Source organism: Streptomyces sp. NPDC093510, assembly GCF_040683555.1.
Lineage (GTDB): Bacteria > Actinomycetota > Actinomycetes > Streptomycetales > Streptomycetaceae > Streptomyces.
The window spans coordinates 254,481-273,394 of sequence record NZ_JBFBEE010000011.1 but is presented as its reverse complement, the minus strand read 5'-3'; the positions used below and the strand labels follow the sequence as shown (position 1 = coordinate 273,394).

Sequence of the window (18,914 nt, the reverse complement as noted above, 5' to 3'; positions counted from 1 at the left end):
CTCAATTCCCCTTGTCGTACGTCAACTCGCCGCTGCCGTCCGTGTTCGCGCGCCGCAGCTTGCCGTTGCCGAGGATGGTGATGACGCTCGGTTCGCCCGGCGTGCAGGACGACATGGGCTCGCCGACGGTGACCTCGGTGGGGCCGATGCGCAGCCGGTCGCCGGACGCGGACACGAGCTTGCCCTGGAAGACGCAGTGGTACGTGCCGCCGCCGTCGGTCGGGCCGTCCGCCGTCACGGAGAGCACCGTGTCGCCGACCTCGCCCTGCTGGAGGGTGAGTTCGCGGGTGCTGTGGCCGGTGTCGGTGTCGAGGCTGCCGGACCAGGTGCCCAGGTACTTGTCAGGGACCGTGCCCTTGCCCGGTTCCTCGGTGGTGGGACCCGGCGTGGTCGGTTCGGGCGTCGGCGAGGTGGGCCCCGGGGTCGTCGGGGCCCCGCTGACACGGTTCTTGGCGCCGTCGCCCCGCTTGCCCTCGGTGCTGTCGCCGTTCATGACGGCGTAGACCGTGCCGCCCGCTCCGATGGCCACTATCAAGGCCACGACGACCAGCGCCACGGTGGACCGCCCGCTGCGGCGCGGCGGCCCGGGCGGCGGAACGGGCCCGTACGGGGGCGTGGGCCCGTACCCCGGGGGCGCCGGCTGCTGGGGGTAGCCGTACGGGCCGGGGGCGGGGGTGGGGGCGAGCTGAGGCTGTGGCGGCTGCTGCGGCTGCTGCGGATAGCCGTACACGGGGGCGCCGGGTGGCGGCGTGGGCGGCGGGGCCTGCCCGGACACCATGGTGGGCAGGTGCCCGAGGGGGGCGGCGCCGGGCTGCCCGGGTGGCGGGGGAGTGGCCTGCTCCGGGCTACTTTCCCCGCCAGAGCTCCCCGAGCTCGCGGAGCTCCCCGCTCCCCCTGAGCCACCCACCCTCTCCACACTCTCCGCACTCTCGGGACTCACGGGGCCCTCAGGGTCCTCCGCGTCCAGCAACTGGACGGCATGCCGCCCCAGTTGGGCGACGAGGGCGCCCGGCAGCCACGGGTCGAGGGTGTGGCCGTCTCCGAGGGCGTCGGCCGCGCCTGTCCGCTCCAGGACCTCGTCGAGGGAGGGCCGGGCCGCCGGGTCCTTCCGCAGACACGCGGCGATCAGCTCGACGAGGCTCTCGGGGAGCCCCTCCAGGTCCGGTTCCTCCTGCGCGATGCGGAACATCAGCGCGTGCACCCCGCTGTTGGCCGTCCCGAAGGGCAGCGCCCCCGACGCCGCGTACGCGAGCACGGAGCCGAGGCAGAACACGTCGCACGCCGGGGTGATGCGGTCCCCGCGCACCTGCTCGGGTGCCATGAAGCCGGGCGAGCCGACCAGCGCGCCGGTGCGGGTGAGGCCGCCGTCGGTGACGGTCTCCATGGCGCGGGCGATGCCGAAGTCGATGACGCGCGGGCCGTCGATGGTGACGAGGACGTTCGACGGCTTGAGGTCGCGGTGGACGATGCCCGCCGCGTGGATGTCCTTCAGCGCGCCCGCGAGCCCGGCAGCGAGGATGGTCACGGACCGCTCGGGCAGCGGGCCGTGGTCGTGCGAGACGACGCTCTGCAGCGAGGGCCCCGCGACGTACCCCGTGGCGACCCACGGGATGTCCGCCTCGGTGTCCGCGTCCAGGACGGGCGCCGTCCACGCGCCGCCGACCTGCCGCGCGGCCTGCACCTCCTGCCGGAACCGGTCCCTGAACTCGTCCTGTTCCGCGAGCTCCTGGCGGACCAGCTTGACGGCGACCGTACGGCCCCGGCCGGACCGCGCGAGGTACACCTGCCCCATGCCGCCGGCACCGAGCCGCGCCAGCAGGCGGTACGCGCCGATCCGCTGCGGATCCCCGGGCACGAGCTTCTCCATCGCCGCACCGACCTCCCCCATTGGTGTGCAACAGAGTGAGGATAGTGCGACTGCGGGACGGGGTGGGCCGGGCTTGCCTCTACGGTTCCGTAACGGGTTCCGTAACGGGTTCCGTGATGGGTTCCAGATCGGGTGCCGGGCTGACGTCGGTGATGCCGCCGGGAGGCTCGGCCGGCTTCAGCACGGACCGCACCGCCCGGAACGCACGACGCATCCGGGCGCCCTCGTCGCAGTCCTCGGCCCGGCAGTCGGGGCAGACGCGCAGGTGGCCGCGGAGAGCGCCCTGCAGCTGCTGCGCGGACTTCTCCGGCGTGAACGCCTCCAGGGCGGGCCAGGTCATTCCGCCCCCGACCGGAGCACATCGCGAGCGATATGAACGAGCGCGGCGACGGATGGGACGGGGCACAGGTCGCCGACGATGCGGGGTCGCATGTCCGGGTCGTCGGCCCCGATCGCCGTGTACACGAGCCGGGCGGGCAGGCATACCGCGTTGAACCTCGTACCAAGAGGCAACAGGGCGGTGCCCTGCTCCGCCCACTCCTGCCGAGCCTGGCGCGGTTCGTCCTGGGCGCGGGCCGGCCAGTCGAAGGCGGCGCTCACCAGCCTCGGAGGATCGCTGCTGTCCACGCTCAAGGCCCAGCCCGTGATCTCGGCCATGTCGGCTCCTTGTCGGTCGGCCATGCCCTGGAGATCCACGCGCTGCTGCCAGGGCTTTCGTCACGGATCACGTTGGCCTCGTTCCGGTACGTCCCGCGGCGGCGGTTGCGGCGTCATACCGGCGACACAGGGGGCGTCATTTCGGTGTCATTGCGCAGTGCTCGCGAGTACTGTCGTGACATGGCGACACCGAATGGAACCCTGCAAGCGGTCCGTAAGGGCCTGCTCATGTCCCAGGACGAGTTCGCTCGCGCCGTCCGTGACGCCGGGCAGCAACTCGGCCAGCCCAACGAGGCGTCCAAGCGGCTTGTGCAGCGCTGGGAGTCCGGCGACACCACCGCTCCCCGCCAGCTGTACGCGCGCGCCCTGGAGCGCGTCACCGGAATGCCCATCGAAGCTCTCGGCTTCGGCGTGCCGTCCGTGGCCGTCACCGAGGACGGGCGGGGCGGGCACGACCTGGACGACGCGGCGTTCTCGGTGTCGGCCGGTCAGACGGCGCCGCAGGCCGCGCCCCGCGGCAACTTCACGGGGGTGTGGCTGTCGACCTACGAATACGTGTCGAGTGGCCGCGACGACGCGGTGTTCACCGGGAAGCACTACGTCGTGCTGCTGCAGCACGGAAGCCGTCTGACGGGGCGGAGCCTGCCGAACGCGTCCCTGAACCCGGACAGCCCGATGACGCTGGACCTCCAGATCGACGGGGCGACGGTGACGGGCACATGGACGGAGCAGACCGCCTCCGCCGGCTACTACCGGGGCGCCCGCTACTTCGGGGCACTCCAGATGCTCGCCGAGCCCACAGGGCGGCGCATGGCCGGCAAGTGGGTGGGGTTCGGCAAGGAGTTCGACGTGAACACGGGGCCGTGGGAGCTGCGGCTCATGGACTCGGCGACATCAAAAGCCGTGCTTGCGCAGTACAACCGGCCCCCGGAGTGGCACCCGGCCCGGAGTAGCACCTGCCCCCGGAGTGACACCCGCCCCCGGAGTGGCGCCGGCCGGATGTCCGGACCGCTTTCTACGGTTCCGTAACGGGCCCCGGGCCGGCGACGGAGATGTCGTCCATGACCGCGGCGAGCCGTTGCAGCACCCGTGCCGTCTCCGTGAACCCCTCCTCCCCCAGCGCGTCCACCAGGCGGCCCGCCAGTTCCGCGTGGCCCGGGTCGATCTTCGCGACGGCGGCCCGGCCCTCGTCCGTCGGCCGGAGCAGTTTGGCGCGGCGGTGGGCCGGGTTCGGGGTGTACTCGGCGAGGCCCTTGCGTACCAGGAGGTCCGCCACGCGTTGCACGCTCTGGCGCGTGATGCCCATCGCGCGGGCGATCCCGGAGACGGGCAGCGGTTCGCGCAGGACCGCCCCGAGGACCTGCCAGTGCGCGGCGGTCAGGCCCGCGGGCCGGGCCAGCTCCTCGGAGACGGCGAGGAACTGGCCGTTGAGCCGGAAGACGGTGAGGGCGGTGCGGCTGAGCAGATCCTGCCGCGACCGCTGTGCCGGGTCGGTCATGGCCCGTTCCCCGCTCACGAGTTGAGCGTCTCGTACGCGGCCGGGTCCGAGTCGTGGAAGAGGCGGTACCACGCGTCGAGCTTCTCGCCCTCGAAGACGTCGCCGAGCCGGCCGAAGATCTCGCGGGCGAACGCGACCGGCTCGGTCGGGCCGGCCGTGATCAGGTCGCCGTCGGTGACCGCGTCCGTCTCGGCGTACCGCTCGCCGCCCCGGTAGCCCGTGGCGGCCAGGTACATCGACGCGGCGCTGGTGTGCGCGCGGTCGTCGAGGAGACCCTCGCGGGCGAGACCCGCCGTGGCTCCGCAGATGGCGCCGACCGGTACGCCCGCGTCAAGGAACGCGCGGGCCGTGCGCGCGAACGGCGCGAGGTCGTCGCTCGTGTCCCACAGGTCGGCGCCCGGCAGGATCAGCAGCGAGCTGTCCTCGGGGCGCAGGCCGTCGAGCGCCAGGCCGGGCTGGACGCGCAGGCCGCCGATGGAGGTGACCGGGGCGGTGGAGAGGGCGACCGTCCGGATCTCGTAGCCGACGCGGGCGAGCCAGGCCGTGGCGTGGCCGGTCTCCCAGTCGGCGAACGTGTCGTAGAGGGCCAGGTGCACGGGCTTGCGGGACATGAGGGCCTCCGGTGTGTGCGTGCGTGCGGGTCGGGTCTCTTTGGGTCTGTGCGTGTGTAAGCATGCTGTCCTGATGACAGCATCCTGTCAATGGGGCGGGAGGGTTCAGGAGGCGTGGCCACTGCCCCGGCGCGGTGGGGCGCTTCGTTAACGTCCGTGAGGGGCGGCCTTAACCCGCCGATCCCTAGCGTCCTCGGCATGGACAGCACACTGACCCTCAGCGCCCACCTGGGCCTCGACCTGGCCGCCGTCGCCCTGCTGACCTTCGGGGTCTTCTATCCGCGGCACCACAGGCGTGAGCTCGTCCCCGCGTATCTGGCCCTGAACGTCGCGCTGTTCGCGGTGGTCGCGGGGCTCGGGACCGTCGGCGGCGACGGCGGGCTCGCCCTCGGCTTCGGCCTCTTCGGGGTGCTCTCGATCGTCCGGCTGCGCTCCGACGCCCTGCAACACCAGGAGGTCGCGTACTACTTCATCACCCTGGTGCTCGGTCTGCTCTGCGGTCTGCCCGCGCTCAGTCTGCCGGTGGCGGCGCTGCTCGCCGGCGTCCTGCTCGCCGTGATGTACGGCGCCGACCATCCCCGGCTCTTCGCGCGCGACCGGCGCGCGGTCGTCACGCTGGACTCCGTCCACCGCGAGGAGGACTCGCTCCGGGCCGAGCTGGAGCGGCGCCTCGGACGGCCGCTGGGATGGACGGTCCAGGAGGTGGACTACGTACGCGACCTCATGGTGCTGGAAGTCCGCTTCCGCCAGCCGGAACCTTCGGTGCCGCCCCGGGAGTTGAAGGTACGACGACGCACGACCCGGTCCCGCACGATCGCCCCCAGCCACCCGAAGGAGACCGTGTGAACCCCGCCGTACGCGCCATCGGCCGCGCCGCGCTCGCCGCGCACCCCATCACGCTCGACGAGGTGAACGCGCGGGCGGAGCTGCTCGCCCGCTACGACAACAGTTACCTCGTGCCCGTCGAGGTCTTCGAGGACCTCGCGGCGCTGCTGACCGACCCCCGGCGGGCCGCCGGCCCCTTCCGGGCGCTCAGCATCGGAGGGAAGCGCTGGTTCCGCTACCACTCGACGTACTACGACACCCCCGAGCTGCTCACCTTCCACGACCACCGGCAGGGGCGGCGGCTCCGCTACCGCATCCGGGAGCGGGTCTACCAGGACAGTGGGGAGCGGCAGTTCGAGATCAAGCTGAAGAGCGGGCGCGGCGAGACCGTCAAGCACCGGCAGCGCCTCGAAGGAGACGACCACGTCCTGGACGGGGTGCGGCTCGGGTTCCTCGCCGGTGTGCTCCGGGGGTCGTACGGAATCGAGGCGCCGGACGGCCTCACCCCCTCCCTCGTCACCGACTACCAGCGGGCGACGTTCGTCGCCGACGGGCAGCGCATCACGTGCGACGCGGGACTCGTCGTGCGGGACACGGCGACGGGACGCAGCGCCGCCGCCGACAGCGGCCTCGTCCTGGTGGAGACCAAGACGAAGGGGCATCTGACGGACGCCGACCGGGTGTTGCACCGGTTCGGGGTGCGTGCCGCGGACTTCACCAAGTACTGCGGCGGTTATGCGGCGGTCCGGCCCGAGCTGGGCATCAACAAGTGGGCCCGTGCGGTGCGGACGGCGTTCCCGCGGACGCCGTCCCCGCAGACAGCGTCCCCGCAGACGGCGTTCCGGGGGACGGCGTCCCCACGGGCGGGAACGTCAGGGTGACGCGGACGCCGTCGGCCGTGCTCGCCGCCTCGAAGCGGCCGTTCGCGCCCTCCGCGGTGCGGCGTGCGATGTCCAGGCCGAGGCCCGTCGAGCCCGCGCCGCTCGCGCCGCGGTCGTGGGACGTCGCGTCGGGGAAGCCGGGGCCCTCGTCGGCGACGGTGAGTTCGGCCTCGCCGCCGGGCAGGACGCGGACCGCCACCCGGTAGGCGGTGCCCTGAGGCGTGTGGTCCAGGACGTTGCCGATCAGGGTGTCCAGGGCCGCGGCCAGTTCGTCGGCGGGCACGGTGACCGGAACCGGCGCGCCCGCAGCAGGGGTGTCCGTCTCCGTCGTACGTCCCTGATCTTCCGCCAACGGCTGCCAGAACGCGGCACGTTCGCGCGCCACCGCCGCCAGATCCGCGCGCGGCGCCTCGCGCAGCGGCCTCCGCGCCTTGCGGATGACGTCGTCGACGCTGCGTTCCAGCGCGGTGACGTCCGCCGCGATGCGGTGCGCCTCGTCCGTGTCCCGGAGGGTCTCCGCGTCCAGGCGCAGGGCGGCGACCGGGGTACGCAGCCGGTGGGCGAGGTCGGCGGCGTTCTCCCGCTCGGCGGTGAGCAGCTCGTCGATACGGGCCGCGAGGCGGTTCAGCTCGCCCGCGATCAGGCGGAGTTCGGGCGGCCCCTCCGGCGTCGCGCGGGCCGTCAGATCGCCTGCCGCCAGGCGGTCCGCGGTGCGGGCGAGGCGGCGCGTCGCGCCCACGAGCCGGGCGCCCAGACGGTCGGCGAGGAGCAGCCCCAGCAGGACGAGGCCCACGCCGATCCCCGCGAGCACCAGCCAGGACGCGAGGGTGCCCGCGTACAGCTGCTTCTCCGTGAGGGTCACCTGCACCACCGCCGTGCCGTCCTTGGCGCCCTGCACGGGGACCAGGACGAGACGGCTGCCGGAGTCCGTCTCGTAGGTGAAGGCGCGGCCGGTACGTGCGAGGCGGACCGGATCGGTGACGGCGGGCTCGCCGCGCGGGTGCGGCCCGACGACTGCACCGCCCGCCAGGATTAGCGAAGTGATCGGCAGCCCCTTCCCGTTGACGCTCTCCACGGTCTGCTCCGCCGTGTCCCGTTCACCGGCGGTGGCGAGGGCGGGGCCGAGGGCGTGGGCCACCCACTGGGCGCGCGCGGTGGCCTCGGCGGTGGCGCGGTCGGCGGCGTGACTGCGGGTCAGGAGGGTGAGGGGGACGAGCAGAGCGGTGAGGACGAGGGCGGTCGTGGCCGCGGTCAGGAGGAGCAGGCTGCGGCGCATCAGGCGGGGCCTTGGGCGGGATCTTGGGCATGGCCTTGGGCGGGACGCTCGTCGGCTGCGGTCACGCCCTCGGGTACGTCCTCGGTCACGTCCTCGGATACGTTCCCGGATACGTTCCCGGATACGTCCCCGGGCACGTCCCCGGGCACGTCCTCGGGTACGTCCCCGGGTGCCGAGAGCTTGACGCCGACGGTCCGGACGGTGTGCAGGTAGCGGGGGTGCTGGGCCGTCTCCCCGAGCTTGCGGCGGAGCCAGGAGAGATGCACGTCGACCGTCTTGTCGGCGCCGCCCAGGGGCTGCTGCCAGACCTCGGCGAGGAGTTCGCGGCGCGAGACCACCTGGCCGGGGCGGCGGGCGAGGTAGGCGAGGAGGTCGAACTCGCGGGGCGTGAGCTCGACATCCGCCTCGTCGAGCGTGACCTCGCGGGAGGCCGGATCGATGGAGAGGGCGCCCACCCGCAGCGGCTCCTCGGTCTCGGTCGCACCGAGGCGGCGCAGGACCGCCTTGATCCTGGCGTCCAGTTGAGCCGCGCCGAACGGCTTGACGATGTAGTCGTCCGCCCCGGCCTCCAGGACCGTGACCATCTCCGGCTCGTCGTCCCGGGCTGTCGCCACGATGACGGGCACGTCGCTGACGGCCCGCAGCATGCGCAGCACCTGCGCCCCGTCGACGTCGGGCAGCCCCAGATCGAGCACGACCAGGTCGGGCCGGCTGGTCACCGCGGCGTCCAGCCCCGCCATGCCGCTCGGCGCGGTCGCCACGGCGTGCCCCTTGTCGCGCAGGGCCCGCACCAGCGCGCCGCGGAGCTGGGGGTCGTCCTCGACGACGAGAAGATGCGCCATACAACCACCGTAGTCAGAGCCGGAGCACGGGCTTTGGCGGGGTCTTAACCGGACGTTAGGAAACGATGCGGCACAGTGGCGGAATGAGGAAGTGGCGGAACGCCGTCGTCACGGCGGCGTGGGTGGCCGTGGGGACGGCGGCGGGGGCGCTGGGCGCGTGGCAGTTGGCGAGTTCGGACAGCGGGGGCGACGCGGCGCACAGTCGTCCGCTGGACGAGTCGGCGGTACGGGAGGCGCTGGCCAGGGCCGCGACATCCTCTCCGGCGCCCCGGGAGACACCCTCTTCCCCTTCAGGCACGCCACCCGGCCCCACCCCGAGGGAGTCCGCCTCTGCCAAGCGCACTCCACCCACTCCACCCACTCCACCCCCTTCCTCGCGGTCGACCGTACGTTTCACCGGGGGTGCCGCGACGGTGGAATGCCGCGCCGACGGCACGATCCGCCTCGTCTCCTGGAGCCCGGCGGACGGCTTCCACATAGACGAGGACGTCGAGCGTGGGCCCGCGGCGGTCGTCCGCCTGGAGGCGGAACCCGGCGACGACGACGACCGGGACGACCTCCCGTACGAGATCCGCTGCACCTCGACCGGCCCCCGGGCCGAGGTGACCCCCGACACGGACGACGACTGACGGGGGCCCGGTGGTGCCGCCCCCCGTGGGGCCCCGCCATGACTCAGGCGGGGCAATCCTTAGGCGAGCTGCGAGCTGTCCTCCCCTGCGGCCCCGCTGTGGTTGCTCGCGCAGTTCCCCGCGCCCCTGACCGAACCTCCTGGGCGCCCCCGCAGAGCCCTGGCCGATCGGGCCTTCCCTGACGGACGACGCCTGGGGGTCTTCCCCAGGGGCGCGGGGAACTGCGCGCTCAACCCCCACCGGCCCGCAGCCGGGAATCGAGCGACGCCCATCCCACACCCCCAGGGGCGCGGGGAACTGCGCGAGCACCCCCACCGCCCCGCACCCGAAATCCGACCGACACCCACCTCAGGGGCGCGGGGAACTGCGCGCCAAGCCCCCACTACCCCGCACTCGAAATGCGACCGACACCCACCTCAGGGGCGCGGGGAACTGCGCGCCAAGCCCCCACCATCCCGCACCGGGAATCCAAGCGACGCCCCCAGGGGCGCGGGGAACGGCGCGAGCACCCCCCACCACCCCACCACTCCGCACCCGAAAGACCCTCGTACCCCGGTACGGAACCCCGTGTGCCCCGAGCGAAACGGGAGGTCAAGACACCACCCCGCCACGCGACAATGTGTCGGGTTCCAAAGCGCACGCCCGACAGGACGCCCATACCCCGTCCACTCCGTGGACATCTACCCTCGGCCCCATGACCCCTCAGCCGAATCCCCAGGTCGGCGCCGCCGTGAAGGCCGCGGACCGCGCACATGTCTTCCACTCCTGGTCCGCACAGGAGCTCATCGACCCGCCGGCCATCGCCGGCGCCGAGGGCTCGTACTTCTGGGACTACGACGGAAACCGCTACCTCGACTTCACCAGCGGCCTCGTCTACACCAACATCGGGTACCAGCACCCGAAGGTCGTCGCCGCGATCCAGGAGCAGGCGGCGACGATGACGACCTTCGCGCCCGCCTACGCCGTCGAGGCCCGCTCCGAGGCCGCACGCCTCATCGCCGGGCGGACCCCGGGCGACCTCGACAAGATCTTCTTCACGAACGGCGGCGCCGACGCCGTCGAGCACGCCACCCGCATGGCCCGCCTGCACACGGGCCGCCCGAAGGTCCTCTCCGCGTACCGCTCGTACCACGGCGGCACCCAGCAGGCCATCAACCTCACCGGCGACCCGCGCCGCTGGGCCTCGGACACCGGCACGGCGGGCGTCGTCCGGTTCTGGGCGCCCTTCCTCTACCGCTCCCGTTTCTACGCGGAGACGGAACAGCAGGAGTGCGAGCGCGCGCTCCAGCACCTGGAGGACACCATCGTCTACGAGGGCCCGCAGACGATCGCGGCGATCATCCTGGAGACGATCCCCGGCACCGCGGGCATCATGATCCCGCCGCCCGGCTACCTCGCGGGCGTGCGCGCGCTCTGCGACCAGTACGGCATCGTCTTCGTCCTCGACGAGGTCATGGCGGGCTTCGGCCGCACCGGTGAGTGGTTCGCCGTCGACCACTTCGAGGGCGTCGTACCGGACCTGATGACCTTCGCCAAGGGCGTGAACTCCGGATACGTGCCGCTCGGCGGCGTCGCCATCTCCGGGAAGGTCGCCGAGACCTTCGCCAGGCGGCCCTACCCGGGCGGCCTCACCTACTCCGGCCACCCGCTGGCCTGCGCCGCCGCCGTCGCCACGATCAACGTCATGGCGGAGGAGGGCGTCGTCGAGCACGCCGCGCACCTCGGCGCGCAGGTGATCGAGCCGGGCCTGCGCGCCCTCGCCGAGCGCCACCCGTCGGTCGGCGAGGTACGCGGCGCCGGCATGTTCTGGGCCCTGGAGCTGGTCAAGGACAGGGAGACCCGCGAGCCGCTCGTGCCCTACAACGCGACCGGCGAGGCCAACGCGCCCATGGCCGCGTTCGGCGCCGCCGCCAAGAAGCACGGCCTGTGGCCCTTCATCAACATGAACCGCACCCACGTGGTGCCCCCGTGCAACATCACGGAGGCGGAGGCGAAGGAGGGCCTCGCGGCCCTGGACGAGGCGCTGTCGGCGGCCGACGAACACACCGTGTAGCACCGTCTCACCTGGGGTGACGGGCGGTGGGGGAGTACCCGCGGGCCCCCGCCGCCGAAATCCCGACCGCGTAGTCTGGCGTGCTCGTAAAGGGAACACGCACACGACCACGTACACGAACTCCGCGGGGGAGACAGATGCCCGGCACCGACGGCACCGCCGTCATCCGCAGCACTCTGCGCCAGCAGATCGCCGACGCCCTCCGCGACGAGGTCCTGGCCGGCAGGCTCGAGCCGGGCCAGGAGTTCACGGTCAAGGAGATCGCCGACCAGTACGGCGTCTCCGCGACGCCCGTCCGCGAGGCCCTGGTCAACCTCACCGCGCAGGGCCTCCTGGACGCCGACCAGCACCGCGGCTTCCGCGTCCACGAACACACCCTGGACGACTACCGCGGCATGCTGGAGGCCCGCGGCCTCGTCGCCGACGGCATCTTCCGCGACCTCGCGGCGCACGGCGCCCGCAGGGACGTCGCCGACGCGCTCCTCTCCGTGCGCCGCCGCGGCGAGGAGGCGGCCCGCGCGGCCTGCGCGGGCGACCTCACGGTCCTGATCGGCTACGACCTGCGCTTCTGGCGCGAGCTCAGCGCCCTCTTCGGCAACCCCTACCTCTCCGACTTCCTGCACCGCCTGCGCGTGAAGTCCTGGGTCTGCGCCGTCACCCACCTGCGGCGCTGGAGCGACATCAACGGCGGTGACCTGCGCGGCCTGCTCTGGTCCCGGCACACCGAGCTCGTCGACGCGTTGGTGCGCCGCGACCCGGCGGCCGCCCACGGGATCGTCATCGAGTACAACGCGCACTCCCTGTCCCTCATCGAGCGGCTGGCCGCTGCATGAGTGTGGACCTGACAGTCGTCGTCCCCGCCTACAACGAGGAGCGGCGCCTGGGCCCCACGCTGGCCGCGCTCCGCGACCACCTCGACCTGACGTACCGGGGCGCGTGGGAGCTGATCGTCGTCGACGACGGCTCGACCGACCGCACCGCGGAGATCGCCGACGAGGCGTCCGCCGCGGACCCCCGCGTCCAGCTCGTGCGCGGCGGCCGCAACCGCGGCAAGGGCCACGCGCTGCGCCTCGGCGTCCTCGCCTCCTACGGCCGCCGCGTCCTGGTCACCGACGCCGACCTGGCCGCGCCCATCGAGGAGCTCGACCACCTCGACAAGGCGCTCACCGACGGCCACGCGGCCGCGATCGGCTCCCGGGCCCGCCCCGGCGCGACCATCGACGCCCACCAGCACCGCCTGCGCGAGCTCCTCGGCCGGACCGGCAACTTCCTCATACGCACGGTCGCCGTCCCCGGAATCCGCGACACCCAGTGCGGATTCAAGCTCTTCGACGGCGACCGGGCCCGTGAGGCGTTCGCCGCGTCCAGGCTGCACGGCTGGGGCATCGACGTCGAGATACTGCAGTACTTCCGGCGGGCCGGCTGGCCCGTCGCCGAGGTGCCCGTGCGCTGGTCGCACCAGGAGGGGTCGAAGGTCCGGCCGCTCGACTACGTGAAGGTCCTCGCCGAGCTGACGACCCTCAAGGCCCGCACGATCCGCCGGGCAGACGTCCTGACCGCACTGCTCTTCCTGACCTTCTCACTCCTCCTCTACTCCAGCCGCTGGCTGTCTCCCGCCCACCGCTACATCCCCGACTCCATGCAGGACCAGAACCAGTGGGAGTGGTTCTTCGCGGTGACGGCGGACAACGTCCGCCACCTGAACAACCCCCTGTTCACCACCCTCCAGAACGCGCCGGACGGCGTGAACCTCATGGCCAACACGGTCATGCTCGGCCTCTCCGTCCCGCTCGCGCCCGTGACCTGGCTCCTCGGCCCGGCGGTCGCCCTGAACGTGGCGATGACCGGCGGCCTCGCCGCCACCGCCGTCGCCTGGTACAGGCTGATCCGCAGACGGCTCGTCCCGCACCGGGGCGCCGCCGCCGTCGGCGCGGCCCTCGCCGCCTTCGCGCCCCCGATGGTCAGCCACGCCCACGCGCACCCGAACTTCATCGTCCTGTTCATGATCCCGCTGATCATCGACAGGGCGCTGCGGCTCTGCGAGGGCGCCCGTGTCGTACGCGACGGAGTCGTCCTCGGCCTCTTCACGACGTACCAGATCTTCCTGGGCGAGGAGCCGCTCCTCCTCGCGGCGCTCGGCATGCTGCTCTTCGCCGTCGCGTACGCGGTCGCACGCCGGGACGTGGCGAAGGCCGCCTTGCGCCCGCTCGCGCGCGGCCTCGCGATCGCCCTCGCGGTCACGATCCCCCTGGTCGCCTTCCCCCTGTACTGGCAGTTCTTCGGGCCGCAGAGCTACAAGAGCGTGCTGCACGGTGACAACGCGGGCAACAGCCCGCTCGCCTTCCTCTCCTTCGCCGAGCGCTCGCTCGCGGGCAGCGACGCGACCGCCGACCACCTCGCCATGAACCCCACCGAGGAGAACGCGTTCTTCGGCTGGCCGCTCGTCGCCCTGGCCTTCGCGATCGTCGTACGCCTCTGGGAGCGCACGGCCGTCAAGGCACTCGCGTTCACCACGGTCGCGGCAGCACTGCTCTCCCTGGGCCCGAAGTTCCGCATCCCCCTCACCTCCACCGTCCTGCCGGGGCCCTGGGCGGCACTCTCCAACCGCCCCCTCTTCGAGTCCGTCATCGAGTCGCGCGTCGCGATGGTGTGCGCCCCGGCGCTCGGCATGCTGCTCGCGCTGGCGCTCGCCCGCCTGCTGTCCACGCCACGGCGCATACCCCGGTACGCGGGTCTCGCGGCCGTCACCGTCGCGCTGCTGCCGATCGTGCCCGCCCCGCTCAAGGCCGTGGACCGGGTCGACGTGCCGCCGTTCATCGCGCAGGGCACCTGGCGCACGTACCTGGGCGAGGGCGAGACCCTCGTCCCGGTGCCGATCCCGAGCCCCGGCAACGCGGAGGGCCTGCACTGGCAGACCAGCGCCGGCCTGGGCTTCCGCATCCCGGGCGGCTACTTCAACGGCCCCTGGGGCCCGGACCGCATCGGCATCTACGGGCCCTCGCCCACGAACACCTCGAACCTTCTCAGCGACGTCCGCTCCTCGGGCCGCGCCCCCGAGATCTCGCAGGCCTGGCGGGACGCGGTCGAGCGGGACCTGACGTTCTGGAACGCGGGCGTCCTCGTCCTCGCGCCGCAGCCGAACGACACAGAACTGCGCGCGACCGTGGACGCGGTCGTCGGCAGTCCCGGAAAGTGGGTAGACGGCGTATGGATATGGGACTTGCACGAGGGCAGCTAGAGGACCTGGTCCCCAACTACGCTGCCTGAACGCGAGGCAACACACAGCAACGAACACCCTTCCGTACCGTCCGTCGCCCGACCTGACCCGAGGAGTCCTTCTTGGCCTGCGACCTGTGGCTGGTCCCGCTCGTCGACGTGCTGTGCCACAGCGCCGACAACCCCTTCGCGGAAGAACTCGCCGTCTACGACAAGGCCCTGAACGAGGCAGGCCTTCCGCCCGTCCCCGTCTTCGCCTTCATGCCGGGCCTGTCCGGCGACGTCGCCCCGGTCGCGGGCTTCGACTACGACGCGCTGCATTTCCTGCGCCGCGCCTACCTCCTCCAGATCTGCGGCCTGGAGGTCACGCCCGTGGACGAACTGGGCGGCGACTACGAACAGCTCCTGGAGATGTTCGACGCCACGGCCCAGCAGTCGCACCTGGTCTGGCACTACGACCACGCGGGCGCGTACGTCCCCGTGGACTTCCCGGCCCCGCTCTCCAACGAAGAGCTCCTCGCGGGCGGTGGCCCCCTCGGCTCCTCGCAGGCGCTCCTGCGCGAGCTGGAGTACGTCGCCCCCTCGATCGGCATAGACCCCGCCAACCCGCCCCTGCCCCCGGCCCCGCCCGCGGCCCCCACCTCCCTGGAGGAACCGGCGGCCACGCCCCCACCGGACGAAAGCCCCTTCGCAAGGGAACGCCACGTCTGGCTCGGCCTCCACGCGGCAGCCACCCGAAGCCTGGCCCAAGGCTCCATGATCATCTACAGCTGACCCACCCGCAGCGCGAACCCGGCAGGGGCCGTGGGGCCCGTTGCCCCGCGACGCCCCGCCGGGGTAGGAGCCCCAAGCCCGCCGCTCCGCGGCGGATGTATCCCACCCGCCCGCCCGTGCGCCCCGCGACGCAGCTGCCAGGTAGGAGCAGGAGGGGGGCAACCCCCACCGGGCCCACCGGCCCACCGGGCCGCAGTCGCGCTACCGGCCGGAGGGGACGTGGGGGTATGTGCGCACGGAGCACCGAGGGAACATTGGCGTCTTTGGACTTGAGGCGTGGCGAAGGGATAGCGAGTACGTACATACCCCCGCGGCCCCGCCCCACAACGCAACACCAGGCGAGCCCGGCGAGCACGCGCAGACGCCCACGGCCCGCCCCACAGACGAACCGCAGGCGAGCCCGGCGAGCACACGCAGACGCCCACGGCCCTGCCCCCCAACCGAACCGCAGGCGAGCCCGGCGAGCACACGCAGACGCGCACGGCACCGCCCCACAGACGAACCCCAGGCGCAAACGTCAGCGCGGCTCCGGCGGCCGCTGACGAGGCATGTTCGGCCGCGCCCCGGGCGGCAACGGAAACCGCCCGGGATGGACCGGAGCCTCCCGCCCCGCACCCCCCGGACTAATCGCCTGCATGGCCAACGGCACAGGCCCGGCCCGAAACTCCACCATCCAGTCCGACGTCTCCGCCCGCACAAGCTCCGTCACGTCGTCGGAGAACTTGCGCAACACCCCGAGACACCGCTCGGCCGCCTCCCCCGCAGTCCCCTCCGTAGGCCCGAGCACCTCCCGCACACTCTCCGAGGCCCAGTCGAACTGGAGCACCTGAAGCCGCCGCTGCACGGCCTGCGCGGTCGCCACATCCCGCATCCACCCGGACGTGAGCCCGAAGAACCGGTCACACCCCACGCACGCCACCCCGGCGAGCAGCGACACGAACCCCCAGGACGCCTCGGGCCACACCCCCGCTCCCGCCCCCGCCCCTGCTCCCGCCCCCGCGGCCAGATCGAGCAGCGGCAGCACCCCGGCGCCCACGGCACCCAGCGCCGCGCCCACCCGCAGCAGCCGGGCCGCGCGCCGCTTCCGGCCGCGGTCGACGAGGTACCACTCGGCGGTGTCGAGGGCCCCCTGCTCGACCCACCGGTACAGCTCGTCGAGCCGCGCGGCGGGCTCACTCCAGTCACCAAGAGGAAAGACCCGCCCGGTCAAATCCCCAAACCCCGCACCACCCCCCGCACCGGCCCCTGCTCCCGGCCCCCGGCCAGACCCCGCACCGGCCCCCCGGCCAGACCCCACCCCACCCCCCGCTCCAGGCCCCCGGCCAGACCCCGCACCAGGCCCCCGGCCAGACCCCGCCCCCTCAGGCGGCATCCCCTCGGGCTGCATATCCGGCTGGCTCACCCGGCACTCCTCTACGAGATCACGCGTATCGACACTAAGTCCTACCGCCCAATGGGTGGCCATGAGCCCGGGTTCACGGCTTTTCCGCCCGGAAGAGGTGCTTGATCAGGTATAGGAAGACAGTTGATCTCACTCGAAAGAGTGCTGGGGCGACCCGCCCGAGGACCACGTAGGCTCGTTCTTGGCGGAAACCCCGCCAGATGGACCCGTACAGACGGACCCGTACGAAACGGAGCTGATCGTGATCCCCGGTGGTGGCCAGCCCAACATGCAGCAGCTGCTCCAGCAGGCCCAGAAGATGCAGCAGGACCTCGCGGCCGCGCAGGAGGAACTGGCGCGCACGGAGGTGGAAGGCCAGGCGGGCGGCGGCCTCGTCAAGGCGACGGTCAACGGCTCCGGCGAGCTGCGCGGCCTGGTGATCGACCCGAAGGCGGTCGACCCCGAGGACACGGAGACGCTGGCGGACCTGGTCGTCGCGGCGGTCCAGGCGGCGAACGAGAACGCGCAGGAGCTGCAGCAGCAGAAGCTCGGCCCGCTGGCCCAGGGTCTGGGCGGCGGCGGCATCCCGGGCCTTCCCTTCTAAGAAACCCCCCGGCCAACTACCGTACGTAGAGAGCCGAGACCCTCACCTCGAAGAGGACTTCAGGAAAGGCGTTCCGTTGTACGAAGGCGTGGTTCAGGATCTCATCGACGAGTTGGGCAGGCTGCCCGGCGTCGGTCCCAAGAGCGCGCAGCGGATCGCCTTCCACATCCTCCAGGCGGAGCCGACGGATGTACGCCGTCTGGCGCACGCCCTGCTCGAGGTGAAGGACAAGGTCCGCTTCTGTGCGACGTGTGGGAACGTCGCGCAGGAGGAGTTCTGCAACATCTGCCGCGATCCGCGCCGCGACCTTTCGGTGATCTGCGTCGTCGAGGAGCCGAAGGACGTCGTGGCGATCGAGCGGACGCGGGAGTTCCGTGGCAAGTACCACGTCCTGGGCGGTGCGATCAGCCCGATCGAGGGTGTGGGCCCGGACGACCTGCGCATACGGGAACTCCTCGCGCGCCTCGCCGACGGCACGGTCACGGAGCTGATCCTGGCGACGGACCCGAACCTGGAGGGCGAGGCCACGGCCACGTATCTGGCGCGCATGATCAAGCCCATGGGCCTGAAGGTCACCCGCCTGGCCAGCGGACTCCCTGTCGGGGGAGATCTGGAATACGCGGACGAGGTCACCCTGGGCCGCGCTTTCGAGGGGAGACGACTCCTAGATGTCTGACGTCACGCTGCACGCGACCGCCCGGAACCAGAACCCGGACGACTTCGCCGTCCAGATCTCCGACCAGGTCGAGAGTTTCATCGTCTCGGTCAGGGAGGTCGCGAGGGGCGACGAGCCGGACTCGGCCGTCCCCTTCCTCCTCCTTGAGGTCTCCCAGCTCCTCCTCGCCGGCGGCCGCCTGGGCGCCCACGAGGACATCGTCCCCGAGGAGCGGTACGAGCCGGACCTCGGCCCGGAACAGGACGTGGACGACCTCCGCGAACGCCTGGCCGTCCTCCTGGACCCGATCGACGTCTACTCCGAGGTCTTCGACCCGTACGAGCCCCGCAAGGCCCCGGTGCCGTGCCGCATCTCGGACGACCTGGCGGACGTGGTGGCGGACCTCTGCCACGGCCTGGCCCACTACAAGGCGGGCCGCACGACAGAGGCGCTCTGGTGGTGGCAGTTCTCCTACTTCTCTAACTGGGGCTCCACAGCATCGGGCGCCCTCCGAGCCCTCCAGTCCCTGGTGGCCCACGTCCGCCTGAACCAGCCCCTGGAAGACCTCGACGGCCTGGACACGGACGAGGACCTGGCGGCGGAGGGCCTGGAGGAGGAAGCGGGCAAGGTCATGGCAGAGGAGATCGCGGGCCCACTGGGCCTCAGGACGGTCAAGTAGGCCCCGCCCCAGTACCAGCTCCACCCCGGCTCAGGACCGGGCCGCCTCGGGCATACCTGGCGGAGCGGCGCGGCGAAGGAAAGGGCGGAGGCGCCTGATGGGTGAGCACAGCAGCTGGGCAGAGGTGAAGCGCCGGATGCGCGAAAGCGCCCCCGACGTGTCCGACGCCGAGTGGGAGCGCCGCAAGCAGACGGCGCGCACCGCCACCGAGGCGTACGTCCTCGGACACCACCTGCGGGAGATCCGCCAGGAACAGGACCTGACCCAGACGAACAGAACCTGATCCAGACGAACAGAACCTGATCCAGCGGACGTACGCGGCGGCGCTCGGCGCGAGGATCACGGTGTCGATCGAGTACGGGGATCGGACTGTCGGCGCCGCGTAAGGTACCCAACTTCGCCTATTACAGGGCGTATTGGTGTGCTCCGGCGATACGCTGCCCCCACATCGGGATCTCTGAACGGG

Annotated in this window: 20 protein-coding genes and 1 pseudogene; 12 read left to right on the top strand and 9 right to left on the bottom strand. The window is 72.2% G+C overall.

All coding sequences use genetic code 11. From position 1 onward, the window contains the following. Position 1: 1 nt before the first annotated feature. The 3 genes from AB0N81_RS19935 to AB0N81_RS19925 all read right to left on the bottom strand — a co-directional run bounded on the left by AB0N81_RS19935 (position 2) and on the right by AB0N81_RS19925 (position 2,524). Positions 2 to 1,867 (bottom strand): serine/threonine-protein kinase, encoded by a 1,866-nt coding sequence (locus tag AB0N81_RS19935; RefSeq protein WP_365360083.1) that lies wholly within the window; start codon positions 1,865 to 1,867, stop codon positions 2 to 4. A 79-nt stretch (positions 1,868 to 1,946) separates the two neighbouring features. Beyond that, positions 1,947 to 2,207 carry a hypothetical protein gene (locus AB0N81_RS19930; RefSeq protein ID WP_365359973.1) on the bottom strand — a complete coding sequence of 87 codons (261 nt, stop codon included), beginning with the start codon at positions 2,205 to 2,207 and terminating at the stop codon, positions 1,947 to 1,949. Further along, positions 2,204 to 2,524, bottom strand: coding sequence for a hypothetical protein (locus AB0N81_RS19925; protein ID WP_365359971.1), 321 nt, complete (start codon positions 2,522 to 2,524; stop codon positions 2,204 to 2,206). Before AB0N81_RS19925 ends, AB0N81_RS19930 begins: the two co-directional genes overlap by 4 nt. Positions 2,525 to 2,704: 180 nt before the next feature. Here AB0N81_RS19925 and AB0N81_RS19920 point away from each other — a divergent pair, with 180 nt between their 5' ends. After that, on the top strand, positions 2,705 to 3,553 hold the full coding sequence (locus AB0N81_RS19920; RefSeq protein ID WP_365359969.1) for an XRE family transcriptional regulator: 849 nt from the start codon (positions 2,705 to 2,707) through the stop codon (positions 3,551 to 3,553). Here AB0N81_RS19920 and AB0N81_RS19915 read toward each other — a convergent pair. Then, positions 3,540 to 4,022: a MarR family transcriptional regulator gene (locus AB0N81_RS19915; RefSeq protein WP_365359967.1), complete on the bottom strand. Its 483-nt coding sequence runs from the start codon at positions 4,020 to 4,022 to the stop codon at positions 3,540 to 3,542. The genes AB0N81_RS19920 and AB0N81_RS19915 overlap by 14 nt on opposite strands. A 14-nt stretch (positions 4,023 to 4,036) precedes the next feature. Continuing rightward, entirely contained in the window at positions 4,037 to 4,633 is a 597-nt protein-coding gene (locus AB0N81_RS19910; protein ID WP_365359965.1) for a DJ-1/PfpI family protein, read from the bottom strand. A gap of 198 nt (positions 4,634 to 4,831) precedes the next feature. On the opposite strand from AB0N81_RS19910, the gene AB0N81_RS19905 reads away from it, so the two are divergent. Further along, positions 4,832 to 5,479, top strand: coding sequence for a DUF4956 domain-containing protein (locus AB0N81_RS19905; protein WP_365359963.1), 648 nt, complete (start codon positions 4,832 to 4,834; stop codon positions 5,477 to 5,479). Next, positions 5,476 to 6,339 (top strand): VTC domain-containing protein, encoded by an 864-nt coding sequence (locus AB0N81_RS19900; protein ID WP_365359961.1) that lies wholly within the window; start codon positions 5,476 to 5,478, stop codon positions 6,337 to 6,339. The genes AB0N81_RS19905 and AB0N81_RS19900 overlap by 4 nt, the downstream gene beginning before the upstream one ends. Here the strand turns inward: AB0N81_RS19900 and AB0N81_RS19895 are convergent. The 3 genes and pseudogenes from AB0N81_RS19895 to AB0N81_RS19885 all read right to left on the bottom strand — a co-directional run bounded on the left by AB0N81_RS19895 (position 6,221) and on the right by AB0N81_RS19885 (position 8,794). Further along, positions 6,221 to 7,615 carry a HAMP domain-containing sensor histidine kinase gene (locus AB0N81_RS19895; RefSeq protein ID WP_365359959.1) on the bottom strand — a complete coding sequence of 465 codons (1,395 nt, stop codon included), beginning with the start codon at positions 7,613 to 7,615 and terminating at the stop codon, positions 6,221 to 6,223. The genes AB0N81_RS19900 and AB0N81_RS19895 overlap by 119 nt on opposite strands. Positions 7,616 to 7,782: 167 nt before the next feature. Then, positions 7,783 to 8,457: pseudogene (locus AB0N81_RS19890) on the bottom strand (response regulator transcription factor); the annotation flags it as partial. A 55-nt stretch (positions 8,458 to 8,512) separates the two neighbouring features. Next, positions 8,513 to 8,794, bottom strand: a complete 282-nt coding sequence (locus tag AB0N81_RS19885) for a hypothetical protein (protein WP_365359957.1) — start codon at positions 8,792 to 8,794, stop codon at positions 8,513 to 8,515. A gap of 76 nt (positions 8,795 to 8,870) precedes the next feature. On the opposite strand from AB0N81_RS19885, the gene AB0N81_RS19880 reads away from it, so the two are divergent. From AB0N81_RS19880 to AB0N81_RS19860, 5 genes are all read left to right on the top strand, one after another. Further along, positions 8,871 to 9,086, top strand: coding sequence for a hypothetical protein (locus tag AB0N81_RS19880; RefSeq protein WP_365359955.1), 216 nt, complete (start codon positions 8,871 to 8,873; stop codon positions 9,084 to 9,086). Positions 9,087 to 9,780: 694 nt separating this feature from the next. Next, positions 9,781 to 11,139 carry an aspartate aminotransferase family protein gene (locus AB0N81_RS19875; protein ID WP_365359953.1) on the top strand — a complete coding sequence of 453 codons (1,359 nt, stop codon included), beginning with the start codon at positions 9,781 to 9,783 and terminating at the stop codon, positions 11,137 to 11,139. 137 nt (positions 11,140 to 11,276) lie between these two features. After that, entirely contained in the window at positions 11,277 to 11,972 is a 696-nt protein-coding gene (locus tag AB0N81_RS19870; protein WP_365359951.1) for a GntR family transcriptional regulator, read from the top strand. Further along, complete coding sequence (locus AB0N81_RS19865) at positions 11,969 to 14,377, top strand: dolichyl-phosphate beta-glucosyltransferase (RefSeq protein WP_365359949.1); 2,409 nt, start codon at positions 11,969 to 11,971, stop codon at positions 14,375 to 14,377. The genes AB0N81_RS19870 and AB0N81_RS19865 overlap by 4 nt, the downstream gene beginning before the upstream one ends. 101 nt (positions 14,378 to 14,478) lie before the next feature. Continuing rightward, positions 14,479 to 15,129, top strand: a complete 651-nt coding sequence (locus AB0N81_RS19860; protein ID WP_365359947.1) for a hypothetical protein — start codon at positions 14,479 to 14,481, stop codon at positions 15,127 to 15,129. A gap of 517 nt (positions 15,130 to 15,646) precedes the next feature. Here AB0N81_RS19860 and AB0N81_RS19855 read toward each other — a convergent pair. Further along, the gene (locus tag AB0N81_RS19855; protein WP_365359945.1) at positions 15,647 to 16,531 is read right to left on the bottom strand and encodes an SLATT domain-containing protein; all 885 of its coding nucleotides are present in this window, start codon (positions 16,529 to 16,531) and stop codon (positions 15,647 to 15,649) included. 241 nt (positions 16,532 to 16,772) lie between these two features. Between AB0N81_RS19855 and AB0N81_RS19850 the strand changes: the two genes are divergently transcribed. The 4 genes from AB0N81_RS19850 to AB0N81_RS19835 all read left to right on the top strand — a co-directional run bounded on the left by AB0N81_RS19850 (position 16,773) and on the right by AB0N81_RS19835 (position 18,731). Further along, positions 16,773 to 17,114, top strand: coding sequence for a YbaB/EbfC family nucleoid-associated protein (locus AB0N81_RS19850; RefSeq protein WP_361725207.1), 342 nt, complete (start codon positions 16,773 to 16,775; stop codon positions 17,112 to 17,114). A gap of 76 nt (positions 17,115 to 17,190) precedes the next feature. After that, the gene (recR, locus tag AB0N81_RS19845; RefSeq protein WP_365359942.1) at positions 17,191 to 17,790 is read left to right on the top strand and encodes a recombination mediator RecR; all 600 of its coding nucleotides are present in this window, start codon (positions 17,191 to 17,193) and stop codon (positions 17,788 to 17,790) included. Next, positions 17,783 to 18,448: a DUF5063 domain-containing protein gene (locus tag AB0N81_RS19840; protein ID WP_365359940.1), complete on the top strand. Its 666-nt coding sequence runs from the start codon at positions 17,783 to 17,785 to the stop codon at positions 18,446 to 18,448. The genes recR and AB0N81_RS19840 overlap by 8 nt, the downstream gene beginning before the upstream one ends. A 97-nt stretch (positions 18,449 to 18,545) precedes the next feature. Further along, complete coding sequence (locus AB0N81_RS19835; RefSeq protein WP_365359938.1) at positions 18,546 to 18,731, top strand: hypothetical protein; 186 nt, start codon at positions 18,546 to 18,548, stop codon at positions 18,729 to 18,731. Positions 18,732 to 18,914: the final 183 nt, after the last annotated feature.

What these genes read in the sequence shown, in the direction of transcription:
- AB0N81_RS19935 (WP_365360083.1), bottom strand. Translation starts at nt 1,867, where the DNA reads ATGGAGAAGCTCGTGCCCGGGGATCCGCAGCGGATCGGCGCGTACCGC.
- AB0N81_RS19930 (WP_365359973.1), bottom strand. Translation starts at nt 2,207, where the DNA reads ATGACCTGGCCCGCCCTGGAGGCGTTCACGCCGGAGAAGTCCGCGCAG.
- AB0N81_RS19925 (WP_365359971.1), bottom strand. Translation starts at nt 2,524, where the DNA reads ATGGCCGAGATCACGGGCTGGGCCTTGAGCGTGGACAGCAGCGATCCT.
- AB0N81_RS19920 (WP_365359969.1), top strand. Translation starts at nt 2,705, where the DNA reads ATGGCGACACCGAATGGAACCCTGCAAGCGGTCCGTAAGGGCCTGCTC.
- AB0N81_RS19915 (WP_365359967.1), bottom strand. Translation starts at nt 4,022, where the DNA reads ATGACCGACCCGGCACAGCGGTCGCGGCAGGATCTGCTCAGCCGCACC.
- AB0N81_RS19910 (WP_365359965.1), bottom strand. Translation starts at nt 4,633, where the DNA reads ATGTCCCGCAAGCCCGTGCACCTGGCCCTCTACGACACGTTCGCCGAC.
- AB0N81_RS19905 (WP_365359963.1), top strand. Translation starts at nt 4,832, where the DNA reads ATGGACAGCACACTGACCCTCAGCGCCCACCTGGGCCTCGACCTGGCC.
- AB0N81_RS19895 (WP_365359959.1), bottom strand. Translation starts at nt 7,615, where the DNA reads ATGCGCCGCAGCCTGCTCCTCCTGACCGCGGCCACGACCGCCCTCGTC.
- AB0N81_RS19875 (WP_365359953.1), top strand. Translation starts at nt 9,781, where the DNA reads ATGACCCCTCAGCCGAATCCCCAGGTCGGCGCCGCCGTGAAGGCCGCG.
- AB0N81_RS19870 (WP_365359951.1), top strand. Translation starts at nt 11,277, where the DNA reads ATGCCCGGCACCGACGGCACCGCCGTCATCCGCAGCACTCTGCGCCAG.
- AB0N81_RS19865 (WP_365359949.1), top strand. Translation starts at nt 11,969, where the DNA reads ATGAGTGTGGACCTGACAGTCGTCGTCCCCGCCTACAACGAGGAGCGG.
- AB0N81_RS19840 (WP_365359940.1), top strand. Translation starts at nt 17,783, where the DNA reads ATGTCTGACGTCACGCTGCACGCGACCGCCCGGAACCAGAACCCGGAC.
- AB0N81_RS19835 (WP_365359938.1), top strand. Translation starts at nt 18,546, where the DNA reads ATGGGTGAGCACAGCAGCTGGGCAGAGGTGAAGCGCCGGATGCGCGAA.